At 68.4% G+C, this 15,853-nt stretch carries 18 protein-coding genes; 4 read left to right on the top strand and 14 right to left on the bottom strand.

The window, feature by feature from the left end:
- Positions 1-35 precede the first annotated feature (35 nt).
- Positions 36-521: a ribosome maturation factor RimP gene (rimP, locus tag ACWPXE_RS26485; protein WP_094301442.1), complete on the bottom strand. Its 486-nt coding sequence runs from the start codon at positions 519-521 to the stop codon at positions 36-38.
- 304 nt (positions 522-825) lie between these two features.
- Here rimP and ACWPXE_RS26490 point away from each other — a divergent pair, with 304 nt between their 5' ends.
- Entirely contained in the window at positions 826-1,140 is a 315-nt protein-coding gene (locus ACWPXE_RS26490; RefSeq protein WP_454020227.1) for an antibiotic biosynthesis monooxygenase family protein, read from the top strand.
- Here the strand turns inward: ACWPXE_RS26490 and trmB are convergent.
- The 11 genes from trmB to ACWPXE_RS26545 form a co-directional block, all read right to left on the bottom strand.
- The gene (gene trmB / locus ACWPXE_RS26495) at positions 1,118-1,828 is read right to left on the bottom strand and encodes a tRNA (guanine(46)-N(7))-methyltransferase TrmB (RefSeq protein ID WP_454020228.1); all 711 of its coding nucleotides are present in this window, start codon (positions 1,826-1,828) and stop codon (positions 1,118-1,120) included. The two genes, ACWPXE_RS26490 and trmB, sit on opposite strands and share 23 nt — an antisense overlap.
- 87 nt (positions 1,829-1,915) lie before the next feature.
- Positions 1,916-3,085: a methionine adenosyltransferase gene (gene metK, locus ACWPXE_RS26500; RefSeq protein ID WP_014238855.1), complete on the bottom strand. Its 1,170-nt coding sequence runs from the start codon at positions 3,083-3,085 to the stop codon at positions 1,916-1,918.
- Between the two features lie 255 nt (positions 3,086-3,340).
- Positions 3,341-3,829, bottom strand: a complete 489-nt coding sequence (locus ACWPXE_RS26505; protein WP_145623114.1) for a helix-turn-helix domain-containing protein — start codon at positions 3,827-3,829, stop codon at positions 3,341-3,343.
- Positions 3,830-3,942: 113 nt separating this feature from the next.
- Positions 3,943-5,532 (bottom strand): apolipoprotein N-acyltransferase, encoded by a 1,590-nt coding sequence (gene lnt, locus ACWPXE_RS26510; protein ID WP_454020229.1) that lies wholly within the window; start codon positions 5,530-5,532, stop codon positions 3,943-3,945.
- Positions 5,533-5,728: 196 nt separating this feature from the next.
- The gene (locus ACWPXE_RS26515) at positions 5,729-6,646 is read right to left on the bottom strand and encodes a hemolysin family protein (RefSeq protein ID WP_454020230.1); all 918 of its coding nucleotides are present in this window, start codon (positions 6,644-6,646) and stop codon (positions 5,729-5,731) included.
- On the bottom strand, positions 6,643-7,173 hold the full coding sequence (gene ybeY / locus ACWPXE_RS26520) for an rRNA maturation RNase YbeY (protein ID WP_014238860.1): 531 nt from the start codon (positions 7,171-7,173) through the stop codon (positions 6,643-6,645). The genes ACWPXE_RS26515 and ybeY overlap by 4 nt, the downstream gene beginning before the upstream one ends.
- Entirely contained in the window at positions 7,173-8,252 is a 1,080-nt protein-coding gene (locus ACWPXE_RS26525; RefSeq protein WP_454020536.1) for a PhoH family protein, read from the bottom strand. The genes ybeY and ACWPXE_RS26525 overlap by 1 nt, the downstream gene beginning before the upstream one ends.
- A 5-nt stretch (positions 8,253-8,257) precedes the next feature.
- Positions 8,258-9,607, bottom strand: a complete 1,350-nt coding sequence (gene miaB, locus ACWPXE_RS26530; RefSeq protein ID WP_454020231.1) for a tRNA (N6-isopentenyl adenosine(37)-C2)-methylthiotransferase MiaB — start codon at positions 9,605-9,607, stop codon at positions 8,258-8,260.
- Between the two features lie 298 nt (positions 9,608-9,905).
- Positions 9,906-10,739, bottom strand: coding sequence for a lysophospholipid acyltransferase family protein (locus tag ACWPXE_RS26535; RefSeq protein ID WP_454020232.1), 834 nt, complete (start codon positions 10,737-10,739; stop codon positions 9,906-9,908).
- 28 nt (positions 10,740-10,767) lie between these two features.
- Entirely contained in the window at positions 10,768-11,592 is an 825-nt protein-coding gene (locus ACWPXE_RS26540) for a GNAT family N-acetyltransferase (protein WP_051140022.1), read from the bottom strand.
- Between the two features lie 311 nt (positions 11,593-11,903).
- Positions 11,904-12,320, bottom strand: coding sequence for a MucR family transcriptional regulator (locus ACWPXE_RS26545; protein WP_014238866.1), 417 nt, complete (start codon positions 12,318-12,320; stop codon positions 11,904-11,906).
- Between the two features lie 55 nt (positions 12,321-12,375).
- On the opposite strand from ACWPXE_RS26545, the gene ACWPXE_RS26550 reads away from it, so the two are divergent.
- Positions 12,376-12,666 (top strand): sulfurtransferase TusA family protein, encoded by a 291-nt coding sequence (locus tag ACWPXE_RS26550; RefSeq protein ID WP_014238868.1) that lies wholly within the window; start codon positions 12,376-12,378, stop codon positions 12,664-12,666.
- Positions 12,667-12,669: 3 nt separating this feature from the next.
- On the opposite strand, the gene ACWPXE_RS26555 is transcribed toward ACWPXE_RS26550, so the two are convergent.
- Both ACWPXE_RS26555 and tsaB read right to left on the bottom strand, forming a co-directional pair.
- Positions 12,670-13,182: a GNAT family N-acetyltransferase gene (locus ACWPXE_RS26555; RefSeq protein WP_454020233.1), complete on the bottom strand. Its 513-nt coding sequence runs from the start codon at positions 13,180-13,182 to the stop codon at positions 12,670-12,672.
- Positions 13,179-13,865, bottom strand: coding sequence for a tRNA (adenosine(37)-N6)-threonylcarbamoyltransferase complex dimerization subunit type 1 TsaB (gene tsaB, locus ACWPXE_RS26560; protein WP_454020234.1), 687 nt, complete (start codon positions 13,863-13,865; stop codon positions 13,179-13,181). The genes ACWPXE_RS26555 and tsaB overlap by 4 nt, the downstream gene beginning before the upstream one ends.
- Before the next feature lie 101 nt (positions 13,866-13,966).
- Between tsaB and ddpX the strand changes: the two genes are divergently transcribed.
- Both ddpX and ACWPXE_RS26570 read left to right on the top strand, forming a co-directional pair.
- Complete coding sequence (gene ddpX, locus ACWPXE_RS26565; RefSeq protein WP_454020235.1) at positions 13,967-14,518, top strand: D-alanyl-D-alanine dipeptidase; 552 nt, start codon at positions 13,967-13,969, stop codon at positions 14,516-14,518.
- 231 nt (positions 14,519-14,749) lie between these two features.
- Entirely contained in the window at positions 14,750-15,790 is a 1,041-nt protein-coding gene (locus ACWPXE_RS26570; RefSeq protein ID WP_454020236.1) for a polysaccharide deacetylase family protein, read from the top strand.
- The last annotated feature ends 63 nt before the right edge of the window (positions 15,791-15,853 follow it).

Consider the following 15,853-nt stretch of genomic DNA (forward strand, 5'->3'; position numbering starts at 1 on the left):
GGCGTTTGTTCTTCGAGTGAAGCCCGGAGCGGCCGTCAACCCTGGCCCTGGCTGGCGCGGATCAGTTCATCCGTCAAGACCAGCTTGGCGCGCAGGATGTTGTCGAACTCCAACCGGGCGGCTCCCTGTTCCGATTCGATGCACACGAGGCCGTCTTCGACGCCCTTCAGCATGCCCTTGAAGCGCTTGCGGCCATCGACGGCGAGCCGGGTCTCCAGCTTGGCCTCGAAACCGGCGAAACGCTCGAAATCCTTCAGACGGGTCAGCGGCCGGTCGATGCCGGGTGAACTGACCTCCAGCGTGTAGGCGCTCTTGATCGGATCTTCAACGTCGAGCACCGCGGAGATCGCGCGGCTGATGTCGGCGCAGTCTTCGACCGTCATGGGCGCGCCGTCGGCGCGTTCCGCCATGACCTGCAGAACCATGCGCTGCCCACCGGTCAACTGCACACGCACGAGTTCGTAGCCCATGGCCTCGACCGACGGCGTGATGATCTGCTCGATACGACCGGTTGCTTCCATTCCACCTGACCCGCCCCCGCGGTCTCCCCTGGCACAGCGCCCTGGGACCAACACGGGGATTCCATACGCTGATAAAAAAATAAGTGGGCCAAGGCCCACCCGCAAAGCGTCCCGCCGGCCCGGTTTCCCGAGCCGCCGATCCGTATGGGTTCATGCGGTGAATATAGACATTCCGGAGCAAGCCGCAAGCGCTTTTCCGCAAGGTTCTATGCCAGGCGCTTGGTGGGCGGGTCCGGCCGGGGTAAAGTCAAGCCTTCGGCGGCCGTCGCACCTTGCCGAAAACAGCTTGGAAAGGCAGCTCACCGTGATCCTCGAAACGGCCCTCCTGGCGGTCAAACCCGGCCAGGGCCCGGCTTTCGAACGCGCGATGGCCGAGGCGCAGCCCCTGATCGCCGCGACTCCGGGTTTCCTCGGGCTGGAGGTGCGGCCCTGCCTCGAGGCGCCGGACCGCTACCTTCTTCTCGTCCGCTGGGACCGGCTGGAGAACCACACCGAAGGCTTCCGCGGGTCCGAGCGCTACGCCCGCTGGAAGGCCCTGCTCCACCGCTTCTACGATCCGTTCCCGCTGGTGGAGCATTACGGGGAGCCGGTGGTGTCTACCCCCGCGCCTTGCGGATGAAGCGCATGAAGACCGGCTTGCGCCCGGCCTCGATGGCCTTTTCCTCATAGCGGGTGGGCGGCCAGTCCGCGATGCGCTGGCGCCAGTCGGACGGGCCGCGGGCGGTCCATTCGAAATCGGGATGCCGGACCGTGTGCTCCAGCATCCAGCGCACCAGCCCCATGTCGTCGCTGGCCAGACGCAGTTCCGCCCCGTCCTTCAGCACGCGCGCGAGGCGCGGCAGGTTGTCCGGACCGATGAAGCGGCGTTCCCAGTGGCGTTTCTTCGGCCAGGGATCAGCGAACAGCACGAAGGCGCGCCCGATGGAGGCGTCCGGCAGGGCGTCGAGCAGCGGACGGGCGTCGTCCGGTAGGATGCGGACATTGTCCTGCACGCCCTCGTCGTCCACCAGCTTGAGCAGGCCGGCCACGCCGTTGATGAAGGGCTCGGCCCCGATCACCCCGACGTCGCGGTTGTTCGCCGCCTGCCACGCCATGTGGTGGCCGCTGCCGAAGCCGACCTCCAGCCAGACGTCGCGCATGGGGTTGGCGAACAGGGCGTGGGGGTCGATCCGGTCGCCCGGCTGAGGCACCGGGATTTCCAGCGATGGCAAAAGCCCGTCGAGCAGTTCGGTCTTGCGCTTGCGGAGCGGACGCCCCTTGCGCCGCCCGTAGAGCCTTTTGGACGAGTCCAGGAAGGAGTCGGTCATCGTGACAGCAGGGTCCCAAAACGAATGCAGGGGCCGCATGGCCCCTGCATCCCGGACGGACGGGTCCGGTCTTAGAAGAAGCCTGTCTTAGAAGAAGGCGGCGCGCAGGTCGTTGACGAGATCGGTCTTCTCCCAGGAGAAGCCGCCGTCGGCCTCCGCCTCGCGGCCGAAATGGCCGTAGGCGGCGGTGCGGGCGTAGACCGGCTTGTTCAGGCCGAGATGCGTGCGGATGCCGCGCGGCGACAGGTCCACCAGCTTCTGCAGAACCTCCGACAGCCGGTCCTCGTCGACCGTGCCGGTGCCGTGGGTGTCCACATAGACCGACAGCGGCTTCGACACGCCGATGGCATAGGAGAGCTGGATCGTGCAACGTTCGGCCAGGCCGGCGGCGACCACATTCTTGGCGAGGTAACGCGCGGCGTAGGCGGCGGAACGGTCGACCTTGGTCGGGTCCTTGCCGGAGAAGGCTCCGCCGCCGTGCGGCGCGGCACCGCCGTAGGTGTCGACGATGATCTTGCGGCCGGTCAGACCGGCGTCGCCGTCCGGACCGCCGATGACGAAGCGGCCGGTCGGGTTGACGTAGAAGTTCGCCTCGTCGCACATCCAGCCGGCGGGCAGGACGTTCAGGACATGCGGACGGACGATCTCGCGCACCTCCTCCTGGGTCAGGCCGTCGGCGTGCTGGGTGGAGACGACCACTGCGGTGGCGCGCACCGGCTTGCCGTTCTCGTACTGCAGCGTCACCTGGCTCTTGGCGTCGGGGCCGAGCTGCGGAGCGGAGCCGGAATGGCGGGCCTCGGCCAGCGACTTCAGGATGGCGTGGCTGTAATAGATCGGCGCCGGCATCAGCGCCGGCGTCTCGTTGCAGGCGTAGCCGAACATGATGCCCTGGTCGCCGGCGCCCTCGTCCTTCTCACCCGCGGCGTCGACGCCGACCGCGATGTCGGCGGACTGCGAGTGGACGAAGCACTTGACGTCCATCTTCTCCCAATGGAAGCCGTCCTGCTCGTAGCCGATGTCCTTCACCGCGGCACGGGCGACCTGGACCAGCATGTCGGGGGTGATGCTCTCCGGCCCGCGCACCTCACCAGCCAGCACGATCTGGTTGGTGGTCGCCAGCGTTTCCACCGCCACGCGGGCGTAGGGATCGTGCGACAGGTACAGATCGACGATGGCGTCGGAGATGCGGTCGCACACCTTGTCCGGATGGCCTTCGGACACGGACTCGCTGGTGAACACGTAGTTGAGCTTGGCCACGACGAACCTCGGCAATGGGCGGGGGCTATTCAACAAAACTAAATTGGGAGACCGGCGCAGCACCCACGGAAAGCCAGTCATTTTCCGTATGTGACAAGGTTTGCGTTCCAGGTCAAGCAATCTCCCCGGGGTTGGAGGAGGCCGCCGGAAATTCGCCTTGAAACGACATCGGGGAACGGGCCGGAGGGCCGCGTTCCCCAATCTTCCTGCCGTCCGGATTGCTTCCGGTTGTTCGGCTCAGGTCTCTAAACCGTGTTATTCGGCCGCTTCGACCATGCCGGAATTGGCAACGGCCTTGGTCAGCTCGAACAGGCGCTTGCGCACCGACGGGTCGTTGATGCGGTAATAGGCGCGCACCAGCTCCAGCGTCTCGCGCTTGGCCATCGGATCCGGCTCGTAGCCGCCCGAACGCTCCTCGAAACCGGCGGCGTTGCCCTCTTCGTCGTCAACCGGAGCCGCGGCGGCTTCCGCCGGCATGTCGTCGAAGAAGAAGGACACCGGCACGTCCAGGACGCGGCTGAGGTCGAACAGGCGCGACGCGCCGATGCGGTTGGCGCCGCGCTCGTACTTCTGCACCTGCTGGAAGGTCAGGCCGATGGCCTCGCCCAGCTTTTCCTGGCTCATACCCAGAAGGGTCCGGCGCAACCGGACGCGGGAACCGACGTGAACGTCGATCGGGTTCGGCTTTCCCGTCTTGGGACGGCCGGCAGTGGCCCGGCGGCCCCGCGCTGGCGTTGCTTGCATTGCTCTAATTCCCTGAAACAGTTGTGCAACCTTGATACGACATATCCATGTATGCAGTCAAGCGCGCCCGAGCGCTCCCGATGCGCGTGATTGAAAAAAGAGTCTCGGATGCGCTAACTGCGATGTCGTGCGCGCAGGCCCACCGCGAAACAGGTCAAAAGAAGCAACCCAAACGCGCCATCGCCCACACGTCCGTAGAGAGTGGGGGCGGTCAGCGCTTCCGGCAAGGCCGCATCGACCACACCCCTGTGACCAAGCGGCAGCATGGCTGTGATGCGGCCGTGCGCGTCCACCACGCCGGAGATGCCGGTGTTGGCGACGCGGACCAGCGGCATCCCCTCCTCCACCGCGCGGGTCCGGGCGATGGCGAAGTGCTGGTGCGGGCCGGCGGTGTTGCCATACCAGGCGTCGTTGGTCAGGTTCAGCATCCAGCGCGGCCGTCCGGCGCCATCTTCACCGCTCGGCAGAACGGCGCCGGGAAAGATCACCTCGTAGCAGATCAGCGGGCTGACCGGCGGCAGGCCCTTGAGATCGAGCGACACCGGCCCCGGCCCGGCGGAGAACTCGGCCCCGTTGCCGGCGATGGCCCCGACCGGCAGCCAGCGGCGCAGCGGCATGTATTCGCCGAAGGGCACGAGGTGGAACTTGTCGAAGCGTCCCGTCACCGCGCCGCTGCCGTCGACCGCCGCCAGGCTGTTGTAATAGAGCGGCGCGCCCTCCGGTCCGGTCTCCATGCGCGGCACCCCGGTGATGAGCAGCCCGCCGGGTGGGGTGACCGACCCCAGCGCCTGACGCAGGCGGGCGTCCTGGTCCAGGAACAGCGGCACCGCGGTCTCCGCCCAGATCACGTGAGTGACCGGCTCGCTGGACGGGGCTACGGAGAGTTCCATCTGCTGCTGGACGTTGCGCACCCGCTCGCCCGCCGCCCATTTCAGCCGCTGGTCGATGGCCGGCTGGACGAGCCGCAGCCGCACGCCGGGCACCGCCGCGTCCGACGCCCCGGCCAGCCGCAGCCCGCCCCAGACGCCCAGCGCCGCGAACAGCGCCAGCCCGGCGGCCAGCGCCCCCCAGGCGCGGCGGCGCGGCACCGCCGTGTCGGCCAAGCCCGCCGGCAGCGACGCCACCAGCACGGTCAGCAGGCTGAGGCCATAAATGCCGATCAGCGAGACGCCCTGCAGAACCGGCAGGACGCCCGTCCAGCCATAGCCGACGAGGTTCCATGGGAAGCCGGTGAAGACATGGCCGCGCAGCCATTCGAACAGCGCCCAGGAGGCGGCGAACAGGAACACCCGCCCCAGCCCCCTTCCCTTCAGCGTCCAGACCAGCAGCGTGGCGAAGCCGGTGAACATCGCCAGCAGGATGGGCAGCCCCGCCGCCGACAGCGGCAGCGCCCACCAGAAGCGCTCGATGTCGGTGAACAGAGCCGCGCTGATCCAGTAGAGGCCGAGCAGGTGATGGCCAAAGCCGAAGAACCAGCCCACCGCGAAGGCCTGCCGCTTGGTCCTGGCCCCGTGGAGCAGCCAGAGCAGCCCGGGAAAGGCGATCAGCAGCAGCGGCACCGCGCCGGCCGGCGGCAGGGCCAGCGTCGCCAGCCCGCCGAATCCCGCCGCCGCCAGCAGCCGGCGCCAACCGGTCAGCCCGGCCAGACCCGCGGACAGGCGGCCCAGCCGGGCCGGGGGGGTCGTCATGTCGGTGGCGGTCAAGGGGTGACACTCCGGATGCGGATGGGCTGGAGAGAGGATTGTGCCGGGTTGGAAACGACGTCACCACGAAGGCGCGAAGACACGAAGAGGGGCACAGAGAGGCTCCCGCTTCACCGGTGGGTCCGGGGATGCGGTAGAGCCTCTTTGTGCCGTCTTTGTGTCCTTCGTGTCTTCGTGGTGAAAAACCCCGAGGGGCTTACCCGACCTCGGCCAGGGCGGAGTTCTCGGCGGGGGCGGTGCGGACGCGCAGCCGCCTGATGCGGCGGGGGTCGGCCTCGACGATCTCGAACTCCAGGCCGGAGGGATGGGTCAGCATTTCCCCGCGACCGGGCACGCGTCCGGCCAGCGAGACGACGAGACCACCGAGCGTGTCGACCTCCTCGCGCTCCTCCTCGGTCAGGAAGGCGCCGACGCGGTCCTCGAAATCCTCGATGGAGACACGGGCGTCGGCGAGGATCGTGCCGTCTGGACGTTCGACGAAATGGGGGGTCGCCTCTTCGTCGTGCTCGTCCTCGATCTCGCCGACGATCTCCTCGACCAGATCCTCGATGGTGACGAGGCCGTCGATGCCGCCGAACTCGTCGACCACCAGCGCCATGTGCTGACGCTTCTGGCGCATCTGCACCAGCAGGTCGACCACCGGCATGCTGGGTGCGACGATGCTGAGATCGCGCACGATGTCCTTCAGCTCGACCGGCGTCCGGCTGGCCATCGCCACCAGAACGTCCTTGATGTGGACCATGCCCACGACGTCGTCGAGCGTTTCACGGAACACCGGCAGGCGGGAATGGGCTTCCTCCGCCATGCGCTGGACCAGGGCGGGGAACGGGGTGTCCACATCGACCGCCACGATGTCCGCGCGGGGCACCATCACGTCGTCGACGGTGCGGTCGCGCAGCTTCAGGATGTTGGCGAGCAAAGCGCGCTCGCCCGCCCCCAGCGATCCCTCGCCGCTGTCCTGATCCTCGATCAGGTCTTCGATCGTGGCGCGCAGGGTGGCGTCGTCGCGCCCCCCCAGGACGGTCCTCATCCACCCGCGAAACAGGTGGCCCAAGGATTGCTGATCTTCGGCCCCGTCTTCACGGGGCGTTCGACTGTCGGAAATCTCGCTCATCGGTCCGGTGGTTGTTCGTCCAAATTCGGCTCCCCGGGCGGAGAGCGCGTGGCGGCGTACGGGTCGGCGATGCCGAGGGTCGCGAGCACGTCGGTTTCGAGCTGCTCCATCTCCTCGGCCTCGTCATCCGTCTCATGATCATACCCGAGCAAATGAAGAACGCCATGCACCACAAGGTGGGTCATATGGTCCGAAGGTGTTTTACCCTGCTCGGCGGCTTCACGGGCGACGGTCTCCCAGGCCAGGATCACGTCGCCCAGCATGACCGGCGCGTCCTCGCCCAGTTCGGGCTCCTCCGCTTCGGTCAGGGCGAAGGACAGCACGTTGGTCGGCTTGTCCTTGCCACGGTATTCGCGGTTCAGGCGGTGCACCAGAGCGTCGTCGGCCAGCACGACGGACAACTCCGCCGGCCCCTCATCCTCGTCGTAGGTGACGGAGAGCGCAGCGAGCGCCGCCCGTTCGCACAGCCATTCGGCGTTGTCAGCCCAATCGCCCGCTTCACGTGAAACGACGACATCGACGGCCATCACGGTGTTCCCTCCGCATCCGCCGCCGGCCCGCCGCCGTCCGCGGCGGCCCGCCGGGGGGCGGGTTTGCGTTGGCCTTCGGCATGGTCATAGGCGCGGATGATGCGGGCGACCAGCGGGTGGCGCACCACGTCGGCGGCGGTGAACTGGACGAAGCGGATGCCCTCCACCCCCTCCAGGATGTCCAGCGCCTCGCGCAGGCCGGACTTGGCGCCGGCCGGCAGATCGGTCTGGGAGATGTCGCCGGTGACCGCCATGCGGCCCCCCTCGCCCAGGCGGGTGAGGAACATCTTCATCTGCATGGGCGTGGTGTTCTGCGCCTCGTCCAGGATGACGAAAGCGTTGGCGAGCGTGCGGCCGCGCATGAAGGCGAGCGGCGCGATCTCGATCTCGCCGGACTCCAGCCGCTTCTTCACCTGCTCCGCCGGTAGCATGTCGTGCAGCGCATCGTAGAGCGGGCGCAGATAGGGGTCCACCTTCTCCTTGAGGTCGCCGGGCAGGAAGCCCAGCCGCTCCCCCGCCTCGACGGCGGGGCGCGACAGGATGATGCGGTCGACCTGGCCGGTGGTCAGCAGCGCCACCGCCTGCGCGACGGCGAGGTAGGTCTTGCCGGTGCCGGCCGGGCCGAGCCCGAAGACCATCTCGCTTTCCGCCAGAGCCTGGAGATAGGCCGCCTGCATGGGGGAACGCGGGGTGATGGCGCCCTTGCGGCGGGTGCGCACCGCGACCTCGCCACGGCTGAGCGTCGCCAGATTCTGGTCGCGCACGGCACCGCCCACGCCGGTCGCCATACGGACGGCGGCGTCCACCTCGCCGGTGCCGACGGTCATGCCGCGCTTCAGTCGCTCATAGAGGGCATCGATGGCCGAACGCGCGGCTTCCGACGATTCCGCCGGACCGGCGATGGTCAGCGTGTTGCCGCGGGAAATCAGGGAAACGCCCAGCTGGTTCTCGATGCGGGCGAGGTGGCGGTCATGCTCCCCGTACAGCATCGGCAGCAGCCGGTTGTCGTCGAAGTTCAGATCAATCCGTTGATCTGGGCGTTGATCGGAGCGCGGGTCGGGGCGCTGATCGGGCAAGCCGTTCAAACGGTCGCCTCCACGGGTTGCGTGCCGGTGGCGGAGCTGCGGTATTCACCGGTCGCCACGCTGCCGGCAAGGCTGTTCGGATGGGCGGCGTCGATGCGCACCTCGACGATGCGGCCGAGCAGCCGCTCGTTGGCGTCGGCGTGCACCGACTGCAGATAGGGGCTCTTGCCGAGGAGCTGGCCGGCACGCTTGCCGACGCGGTCGAACAGGACCGGCACGGTGCGCCCGACGAAGCTCTGGTTGAAGGCCTGCTGCTGCGCGTTCAGCAACTGCTGGAGCGCGGCGAGACGGGCGTCCTTGACGTCCTCCGGCAGCTGGCCGTGCTCCAGCGCCGCCGGGGTGCCGGGGCGCGGGCTGTACTTGAAGGAATAGGCCTGGGCGTAGCCGACGTCGGTGACGAGGCGCAGGGTCGCCGCGAAATCGGCGTCGCTCTCGCCGGGGAAGCCGACGATGAAGTCGCCCGACAGCGCCAGATCCGGCTTGGCGGCGCGCAGCCGGTCGACGATGCGGCGGTAGTCGCCCGCCGTGTGCTTGCGGTTCATCGCCGCCAGCACGCGGTCCGACCCCGCCTGCACCGGAAGATGCAGGTAGGGCATGAGCTGCGGCACCTCGGCGTGGGCGCGGATGAGGTCGTCCTCCATGTCGCGCGGGTGCGAGGTGGTGTAGCGGATGCGCTCCAGCCCGTCGATGTCCGCCAGTTCGCGGACCAGCCGTCCAAGGCCCCAGGTGCTGCCGTCCGGCCCCTCCCCGTGCCAGGCGTTGACGTTCTGGCCGAGCAGGTTGATCTCCCGCGTGCCGCCGGCGACGAGGCGCCGGGCCTCCGCCACGATCTGGGCGCCGGGCCGCGAGAACTCGGCGCCGCGGGTGTAGGGCACCACACAGAAGGTGCAGAACTTGTCGCAACCCTCCTGCACCGCCAGGAAGGCGGAGACGCCTTGGCTGGCGCTCTCGTCCGGCAGGAAGTCGAATTTGGACTCCACGGGGAAGTCGGTGTTGAGCACGCTGCCCGCCTTGCGGCTGGCCTTGGCCACCATTTCCGGAAGGGTGTGATAGGTCTGCGGCCCGAACACCATGTCCACGAAGGGGGCGCGGGCGACGATCTCCTCGCCCTCGGCCTGGGCGACACAGCCGGCCACGGCGACGATCATCCGGCCGTCGCCGGCGTCGGCCTTGACGTCCTTGAGCTGGCGCAGGCGGCCCAGTTCCGAGAACACCTTCTCGGAGGCCTTTTCGCGGATGTGGCAGGTGTTGAGGATCACCATGTCGGCGCCGTCCGGCTCGTCCACCGGCTGGTATCCCAGGGGTGCCAGGACATCCGCCATGCGGGCGGAGTCGTAGACATTCATTTGACAACCCCAGGTCTTGATGAAGAGCTTCTTACTCAACGATCCCTTCCACAGCGCTGAACGATCCGGACCAAACGCGAATTCGGCCAATTGTGTCTTGGCCAGCCGCGATCTCGACCAATGCAAAAACGCGCGCCTGGACGGCACCGGTCCAAGCGGCGCAATCCGGCGCGCGACCCGCCGCGTCGCGGCATCGCACCCAGCCGATATGGTAGCACGACTGCGGGAAAACGAGTCAATCGTGCCCGCGAGCCGATCATTCGTTTCGCGGCCCATTCCGCGGTGTGGAAAGTTTCCATCACGGGACGACGGTGGGCAGCGGCTTTCCGGACACCGCGCGCTCCACGCCACGCGCCACGGCGCGCTGGCAATGGTCGGCCAGGGCCTTCCGGCTGGAGAAGCCGTCGATGGTCACCGGGGGGTGGAACTCCACCTCCACCGTCATGCGGCCCAGCGTGAAGACGGTCCACAGATGGGGGGCGAGATCCATGTCGCCGTACCACGCGTAACAGGGACGGAAGGCGATCCCCATCGGGATGCCGTCCAGCCGCGTCGGTGCGATGCTGACCGGCTGCACGGTCAGCGGCCGGTCTCCGATGCGCCGGGCGGCCACCGCGAACAGCGCCGTCTTGAAGGGGAGCGTGCGGTTGCCGTCGCTGGAGGTGCCCTCGGGGAACAGGATCAGGCTGTCGCCGGCGTCCAGCCGGGCGCCCAGCTCGTCGCGCTGCTTCTCCACCCCGGAGCGGGCCTTGCGCTCCACGAAGACGGTCTGCTGGAGCTTCGCCAGCGCCCCGAAGAAAGGCCAGCCGGCGACCTCGCTCTTCGCCACGAAGGAGCCCGGAATGACCGACCCCAGCACCGTGATGTCGAGGTAGGAGGAATGGTTGGAGACGAACAGCACCGGCCCGTCCGTGGCGCGCTCGCCGCGCACCACGACGCCGATGCCCAGGATGGCGGCGCAGACCCGGTGGTAGAACCGCGGTATCCGGAAGCGCAGCGGCGAGCGCACAGCGACGGCCAGCGCCTGCACCGGGACCAGCAGGAGCGTCCACAGCAGATAGACGGCCAGACGAAGCCCGCCCCGCACCGGCGACCCCAGGGCACGCGCACCGGTTGCATCCACCGCCGTCATGCGACCCGTCTCCTGATGCAATCGCGGATCACGCGATCTGGGCGTCGCGGCTGCGCCGCTCGTAATGCTTGGAATACTTGTTGGTGATCAGGTCGGTCTTCACCACGATCGACACGTCGGTGGTGTTGAACTGGTGATCGATCACCGCACCGTCGCCAATGAAGCCGCCCAGCCGCAGATAGCCCTTGATCAGCGGCGGCAGAACGGTCAGCGCGCGCTTCGGATCGATCTGGTCGCGGGGCATCAGATCCATGCCGACATAGCGTTCCGGCAGCGCCACGGGGCGCAACTCCTCCGGGGCCAGATGGAAGTGATGCAGGTAGGCGAGCGGTTCGGCCATCGCCACCGGATCGGTGCCCGGCAGGCTGGCGCAGCCGAACATCACAGCGATGTCGTGGTGGAAGACATAAGCCGCGATGCCGCGCCACAGCAGCTGCATGCTGCTGCCGCGCGTGCGGTAGGCGGCGTCGACGCAGGACCGCCCGAGCTCCAGGATCTCCCCCGGATAGCTGAGCAGCCGCCCGATGTCGTATTCGTCGCTGGAATAGAAGCGCCCGGCCTTGGCCGCCGCCGGGCGGCGGATCAGCCGGTAGGTGCCGACCACGGAGTCCGGGCCGTCGCCGCGGGCGTGGTCGATGACCAGCAGATGGTCGCAGATGGTGTCGAAATCGTCGAAGTCGCGATGGCGCGCGGCCATGTCCGGCGACGGCACCGCCGACATCTCCTCATAGAAGACGCGGTAGCGCAGCGCCTGCGCCCAATCGATCTCGGCGGCGCTTTCGGCCAGCCGCACTTCGAGGGAGCCCATGCGCAGATCCGAAGAGCTGCCCTGGTCCGTGCCTGTATCAGCCATACTCGACGCTTCGCTGGCGTTGTTCGGGTCGCGGCAACCGCCGGTTCTCCTTCCGGAGCCCGGTCGGGCACGGAACAGGGATAACACGAATGGCCGGTTGCCGGTCAACCGCGACGTGACGAACCCGCCCCCGGCAAGCCCGGACTCCGGGCAAGCCACAAGGTCCGGCCCCGACAAACGGGGACGGCGGCAAGGCGGGACGGCAAATGATCACGCGGGAAGGAAGAAACGGTCACATCCGGGCGATGGGGTTCCGGGGCGGACCGAACAGCGGCGGTCCGCCGGACACCAACGCACAAGCCCGATGGACCTTAGGCCGCGCCGCGGCGGGCGCGGGTGCCGAGACCGATCTGCTTGGCCAGCGAGCTGCGCTGGCGGGCGTAGTTCGGGGCGACCATCGGATAGTCGGCCGGCAGGCCCCAGCGGTCGCGGTATTCCTCCGGCGACATGTCGTAGGCCGTCTTCAGATGGCGCTTCAGCATCTTCAGCTTCTTGCCATCCTCCAGGCATACAATGTAGTCGGGAGTGACGGACTTCTTGATGGGCACCGCGGGCTGCGGACGCTCCTCAGTCGCAACCGGCTCGGTCCCGACATTCGCGAGTGACTTGTACACCTGCTCAATCAGCGTCGGAAGATCGCCGAGAGCGACTGTATTGTTCGAGACATGCGCCGCCACGATCTCCGTGGTCAGAGACAACAGCGCGTTGGAAGGGTTACCATTGCTCATGTAAGCTTGCTCCGCAGCTTGGCGTTCCTCTCCATATAAAGAGGTTTGTGGCCGCGTGCAATATCCATCCTTTGCTCTTAAAGAGGAAGCAGTGTACGAAAAAAAATCGCCGGATTTGTTTTTGGACATCACCAGCGAGGTGTGCCCGTTAACCTTCGTCAAGACCAAGTTGTCGGTGGAGCGCATGGCGGCCGGGCAGACGCTTGAAGTCCGGCTGAACGCTGGCGAACCCTTGGAGAATGTACCCCGATCCTTAGCCGAACTGGGTCACTCCATTCTCGCCGTGACGCCCGAAAATCCGGATGAGCCGGACGGGGTGCACCGTTTGTGGATTCAGAAAGGTTAAGGTTTATTTGTCGGTGTACGAATACCGCAACACCAGGGCGGCAACCCTTCCGTCCGCCCTGCGGTAATAACCGGGACGACGGCCAACGGCAAAGAAGCCACAAGATTTATACAGGGATTGCGCCATACCATTGTCTTCGGCGACTTCAAGGAACAGCGCCGTGGCACCCAGCGCCCGGGCGCCGTCCAACGCCGCCGCGACCAGACGCCGGCCGGTGCCCTCCCCCCGCGCGTCGGCCCGGACGCCGACGGCGATGATCTCGCCATCCTCCGCGGCGACCCGCGCCAGCAGGAAGCCAACCGGATCGTCGCCCTCCACGCCCTCCCGCAAGGCCAGCGCGGCGAAGAAGCCGGGCTGGCCGATCAGGCTTGCGACCGCCTCGCCGCTCCAGGGATCGTCGGGAAAGCAACCCTGCTGCAAGGCTGCGATCACCGCGGCGTCGGCGAGGCCGGCGGCCTGAAGCCGCACCGGATGGGACGTCCGGGGGCTGGACACCTCGGGCGGGGCCGCCGTCATGCCGTCTTCCGTGGCAGGGAGACGTCGGGCGGACGAAGGTAGAAGGGCTGGGCCGGCAGACCGACCTCACGCCGGGCGCCCAGGGCGGCGACCACGGCGGCGTCGGGCGTGCCCGGGCCGGCGGCGAACGCGGTGTCGGCACGCCCTTCCAGAAGCGGGCGCAGCGCGGCTGCCCCGTCCCCGGCGATCAGCAATGGCACGGCACCGGCTTCACCGGCGAGCAGCCCGTCCAGCCAGCCCGGCACCGCGGCGGGCTCCAGCATCGCCGGTTCGCCGAACGGCGTCAGGTCCGGATGGAAGAGTTGCAGGAACGGCTCGGTGCGGCGGGAGTCCACGGCGACCAGCACGGCGCGGCCATCCCGCTCCGCGTCCGGCAATCCATGAACGACCGCGTCGAAACTGGTGATCCCGACCACCGGCAGGCCGGCGGCCAGGGCGAAGCCGCGCGCCGCCGCCAGCGCGATGCGCAGGCCGGTGAAGGCGCCCGGCCCGACGGTCACGGCGATGCGGTCGAGCGCGTCGAAGGGGCAGCCGGCCTCCGCCAGCGCGGCCTGCGCCAGGGGCACCAGCGCCTCCGCCTGCCCGCGGGCCATCGGCTCGCGCCGCCGCACGGTGACGGCGCCGTCATCCCACAGCGCGGCGGAACAGCCGGAGGTCGCCGTGTCCAGTCCCAGAACTCTCATGACCCCCACGCTTTCATCAAATCCGCCATCTTCAAAGCCCCACTTCAGCCCTGGGTCAAGAGCGTGCTAGACAGCCCCGGTCTTCCCTGACGGCATGGATCATGCTTACACCCATCGCACCGCCGGACTTCGACGTCGACATCGACCTGCTCTACGCCACGCCGGACAACCTGACCGGGGTGCCCATCTACCGGCACCCGCATTGCCTGCTGCACCCCGACGCGGCGGCGGCGTTGCGTGCGGCGATCCGGCTGGCCCGCGGCATCGGCTGCCGGTTGCGGCTGTACGATGCCTTCCGCCCGGTCGAGGCGCAATGGGCCTTGTGGCGGGCGCTGCCCGATCCGTCCTACATCGCCGATCCGTCGGGCGGCTCCACCCATTCCCGCGGCGTCGCGGTGGATCTGACGCTGGCCGACGGGACCGGGCGCCCGCTGGACATGGGCACCGGCTTCGACGACATGACCGAACAGTCCCATCATGGCCGCACCGACCTGACCACCGAGCAGCAGCGCAACCGCGCCGCTCTTCTCGGCGTCATGACGGCGGCGGGCTGGCGGCATTACAGCTGCGAGTGGTGGCACTATCAACTGCCGGACGAGCAGCGCTACCCCCTGCTGACCGACGCGGCGCTGGGTGGCCTGATGATGGGCTGATCCCTGGCGATCCGGCCCCTGGCGGTCCGGCCGCGGGCGCCCCGTCGGCGGCCGGGCGCCATAGGGCCTAGTGTCATAGGGGTTGTTGCAAGGCTGCATCACGAAAGCGCGCGAAGCACAGCGTATGTGTTGCGGACTTGTTCCCGGCGGCGTGCCTGTGCCACACCAGCCGTGGCGCAGCCCGGACCCTCGTCCGGCCGCGCGACTGTTCCGGACCCACGACAGGCCGCCATGCCGTTCCGCCGCGCCGCCACCCTCTTCGCCGTGGCCGCCGCCTGGGCCTTCCAGGCCCTGGCGGGAAGCCCCGGCGTTGCGGCAGACGGAACCACGAACACCGCCGTCGTCTTCGCCTACGACCGCTTCGGCGAGGACCAGACCCCATCCATCAGCATCCGGATCGACCAGTTCGAAGCCCATTTGGACGAGCTTCAGGACGGGGATTACCAGGTCCTGCCCCTGCCCCGCATCCTGGAGGCGTTGCGCAGCGGCGCGCCGCTGCCCGACCGGACGGTGGCGATCACCATCGACGAGGCCAGCCGTTCCACTTTCCGTGAGGCGTGGCCGCGGCTGAAGGCGGCGGGTCTTCCCTTCACCCTGTTCGTGGCGACCGACGCCATCGACCGCGGGTCGCCCGCCCACATGACCTGGGCGGAGGTGCGGCAGCTCGCCGCCGCCGGGGTCACGCTTGGCGGGCTCGGCGCCTCCACCCAGTCGCTGGTGTCCCGCCCCGCCGAGGAGGTGAAGGCGGAGCTGCGCCGCATGGCCGACCGGCTGCAGGCGGAGACCGGCCAGCGCCCCACCCTGTTCGCCTACCCACAGGGCGAGGTGTCGTCGGCGCTGCGGACCATCGTGACGGAGCAGGGCTTCGCCGCCGCCTTCGGCCAACAGTCGGGCGTCCTGCACCCGCAGGCCGACCGGGCGACCCTGCCGCGTTTCGTGATGAACGAGAGTTTCGGCAGCGTCGACCGCTTCCGGCTGGCCGCCAACGCGCTGCCGCTGCCGGTGACCGACCTGACGCCCGACGATCCGCTGCTGACCGTCAACCCGCCGTCGATCGGCTTCACCGTGTCGGACGAGATCGGCGACATCGCGCGGCTGGCCTGCTTCGCCGCCGGCCAGGGCCGAACGGCGCTGGAGCGCGTGACGGAGGACCGGGTGGAGGTGCGCATCCGCGACCCCTTCCCGCCGGGCCGCACGCGCGTGAATTGCACCCTGCCCGGCCCCGAGGGACGCTGGCGCTGGCTGGGCATGCAGTTCGTGGTTCCGGAGTAAGCGGAGGGCGACACCGGCGGGCGCGATCCGTCCGTTCGGACCACGCCCATCCGATGGATGCCG

Source organism: Azospirillum sp. Marseille-Q6669 (assembly GCF_965111635.1).

Bases quoted from the DNA above. Each gene is read 5' to 3' on its own strand.
- ACWPXE_RS26570 (WP_454020236.1), top strand. From the start codon at position 14,750: ATGCCGTTCCGCCGCGCCGCCACCCTCTTCGCCGTGGCCGCCGCCTGG.
- ybeY (WP_014238860.1), bottom strand. From the start codon at position 7,173: ATGGCCGTCGATGTCGTCGTTTCACGTGAAGCGGGCGATTGGGCTGAC.
- ACWPXE_RS26540 (WP_051140022.1), bottom strand. From the start codon at position 11,592: ATGGCTGATACAGGCACGGACCAGGGCAGCTCTTCGGATCTGCGCATG.
- tsaB (WP_454020234.1), bottom strand. From the start codon at position 13,865: ATGAGAGTTCTGGGACTGGACACGGCGACCTCCGGCTGTTCCGCCGCG.
- ACWPXE_RS26515 (WP_454020230.1), bottom strand. From the start codon at position 6,646: ATGAGCGAGATTTCCGACAGTCGAACGCCCCGTGAAGACGGGGCCGAA.
- trmB (WP_454020228.1), bottom strand. From the start codon at position 1,828: ATGACCGACTCCTTCCTGGACTCGTCCAAAAGGCTCTACGGGCGGCGC.
- ddpX (WP_454020235.1), top strand. From the start codon at position 13,967: ATGCTTACACCCATCGCACCGCCGGACTTCGACGTCGACATCGACCTG.
- ACWPXE_RS26545 (WP_014238866.1), bottom strand. From the start codon at position 12,320: ATGAGCAATGGTAACCCTTCCAACGCGCTGTTGTCTCTGACCACGGAG.
- rimP (WP_094301442.1), bottom strand. From the start codon at position 521: ATGGAAGCAACCGGTCGTATCGAGCAGATCATCACGCCGTCGGTCGAG.
- ACWPXE_RS26505 (WP_145623114.1), bottom strand. From the start codon at position 3,829: ATGCAAGCAACGCCAGCGCGGGGCCGCCGGGCCACTGCCGGCCGTCCC.
- ACWPXE_RS26535 (WP_454020232.1), bottom strand. From the start codon at position 10,739: ATGACGGCGGTGGATGCAACCGGTGCGCGTGCCCTGGGGTCGCCGGTG.
- ACWPXE_RS26555 (WP_454020233.1), bottom strand. From the start codon at position 13,182: ATGACGGCGGCCCCGCCCGAGGTGTCCAGCCCCCGGACGTCCCATCCG.
- miaB (WP_454020231.1), bottom strand. From the start codon at position 9,607: ATGAATGTCTACGACTCCGCCCGCATGGCGGATGTCCTGGCACCCCTG.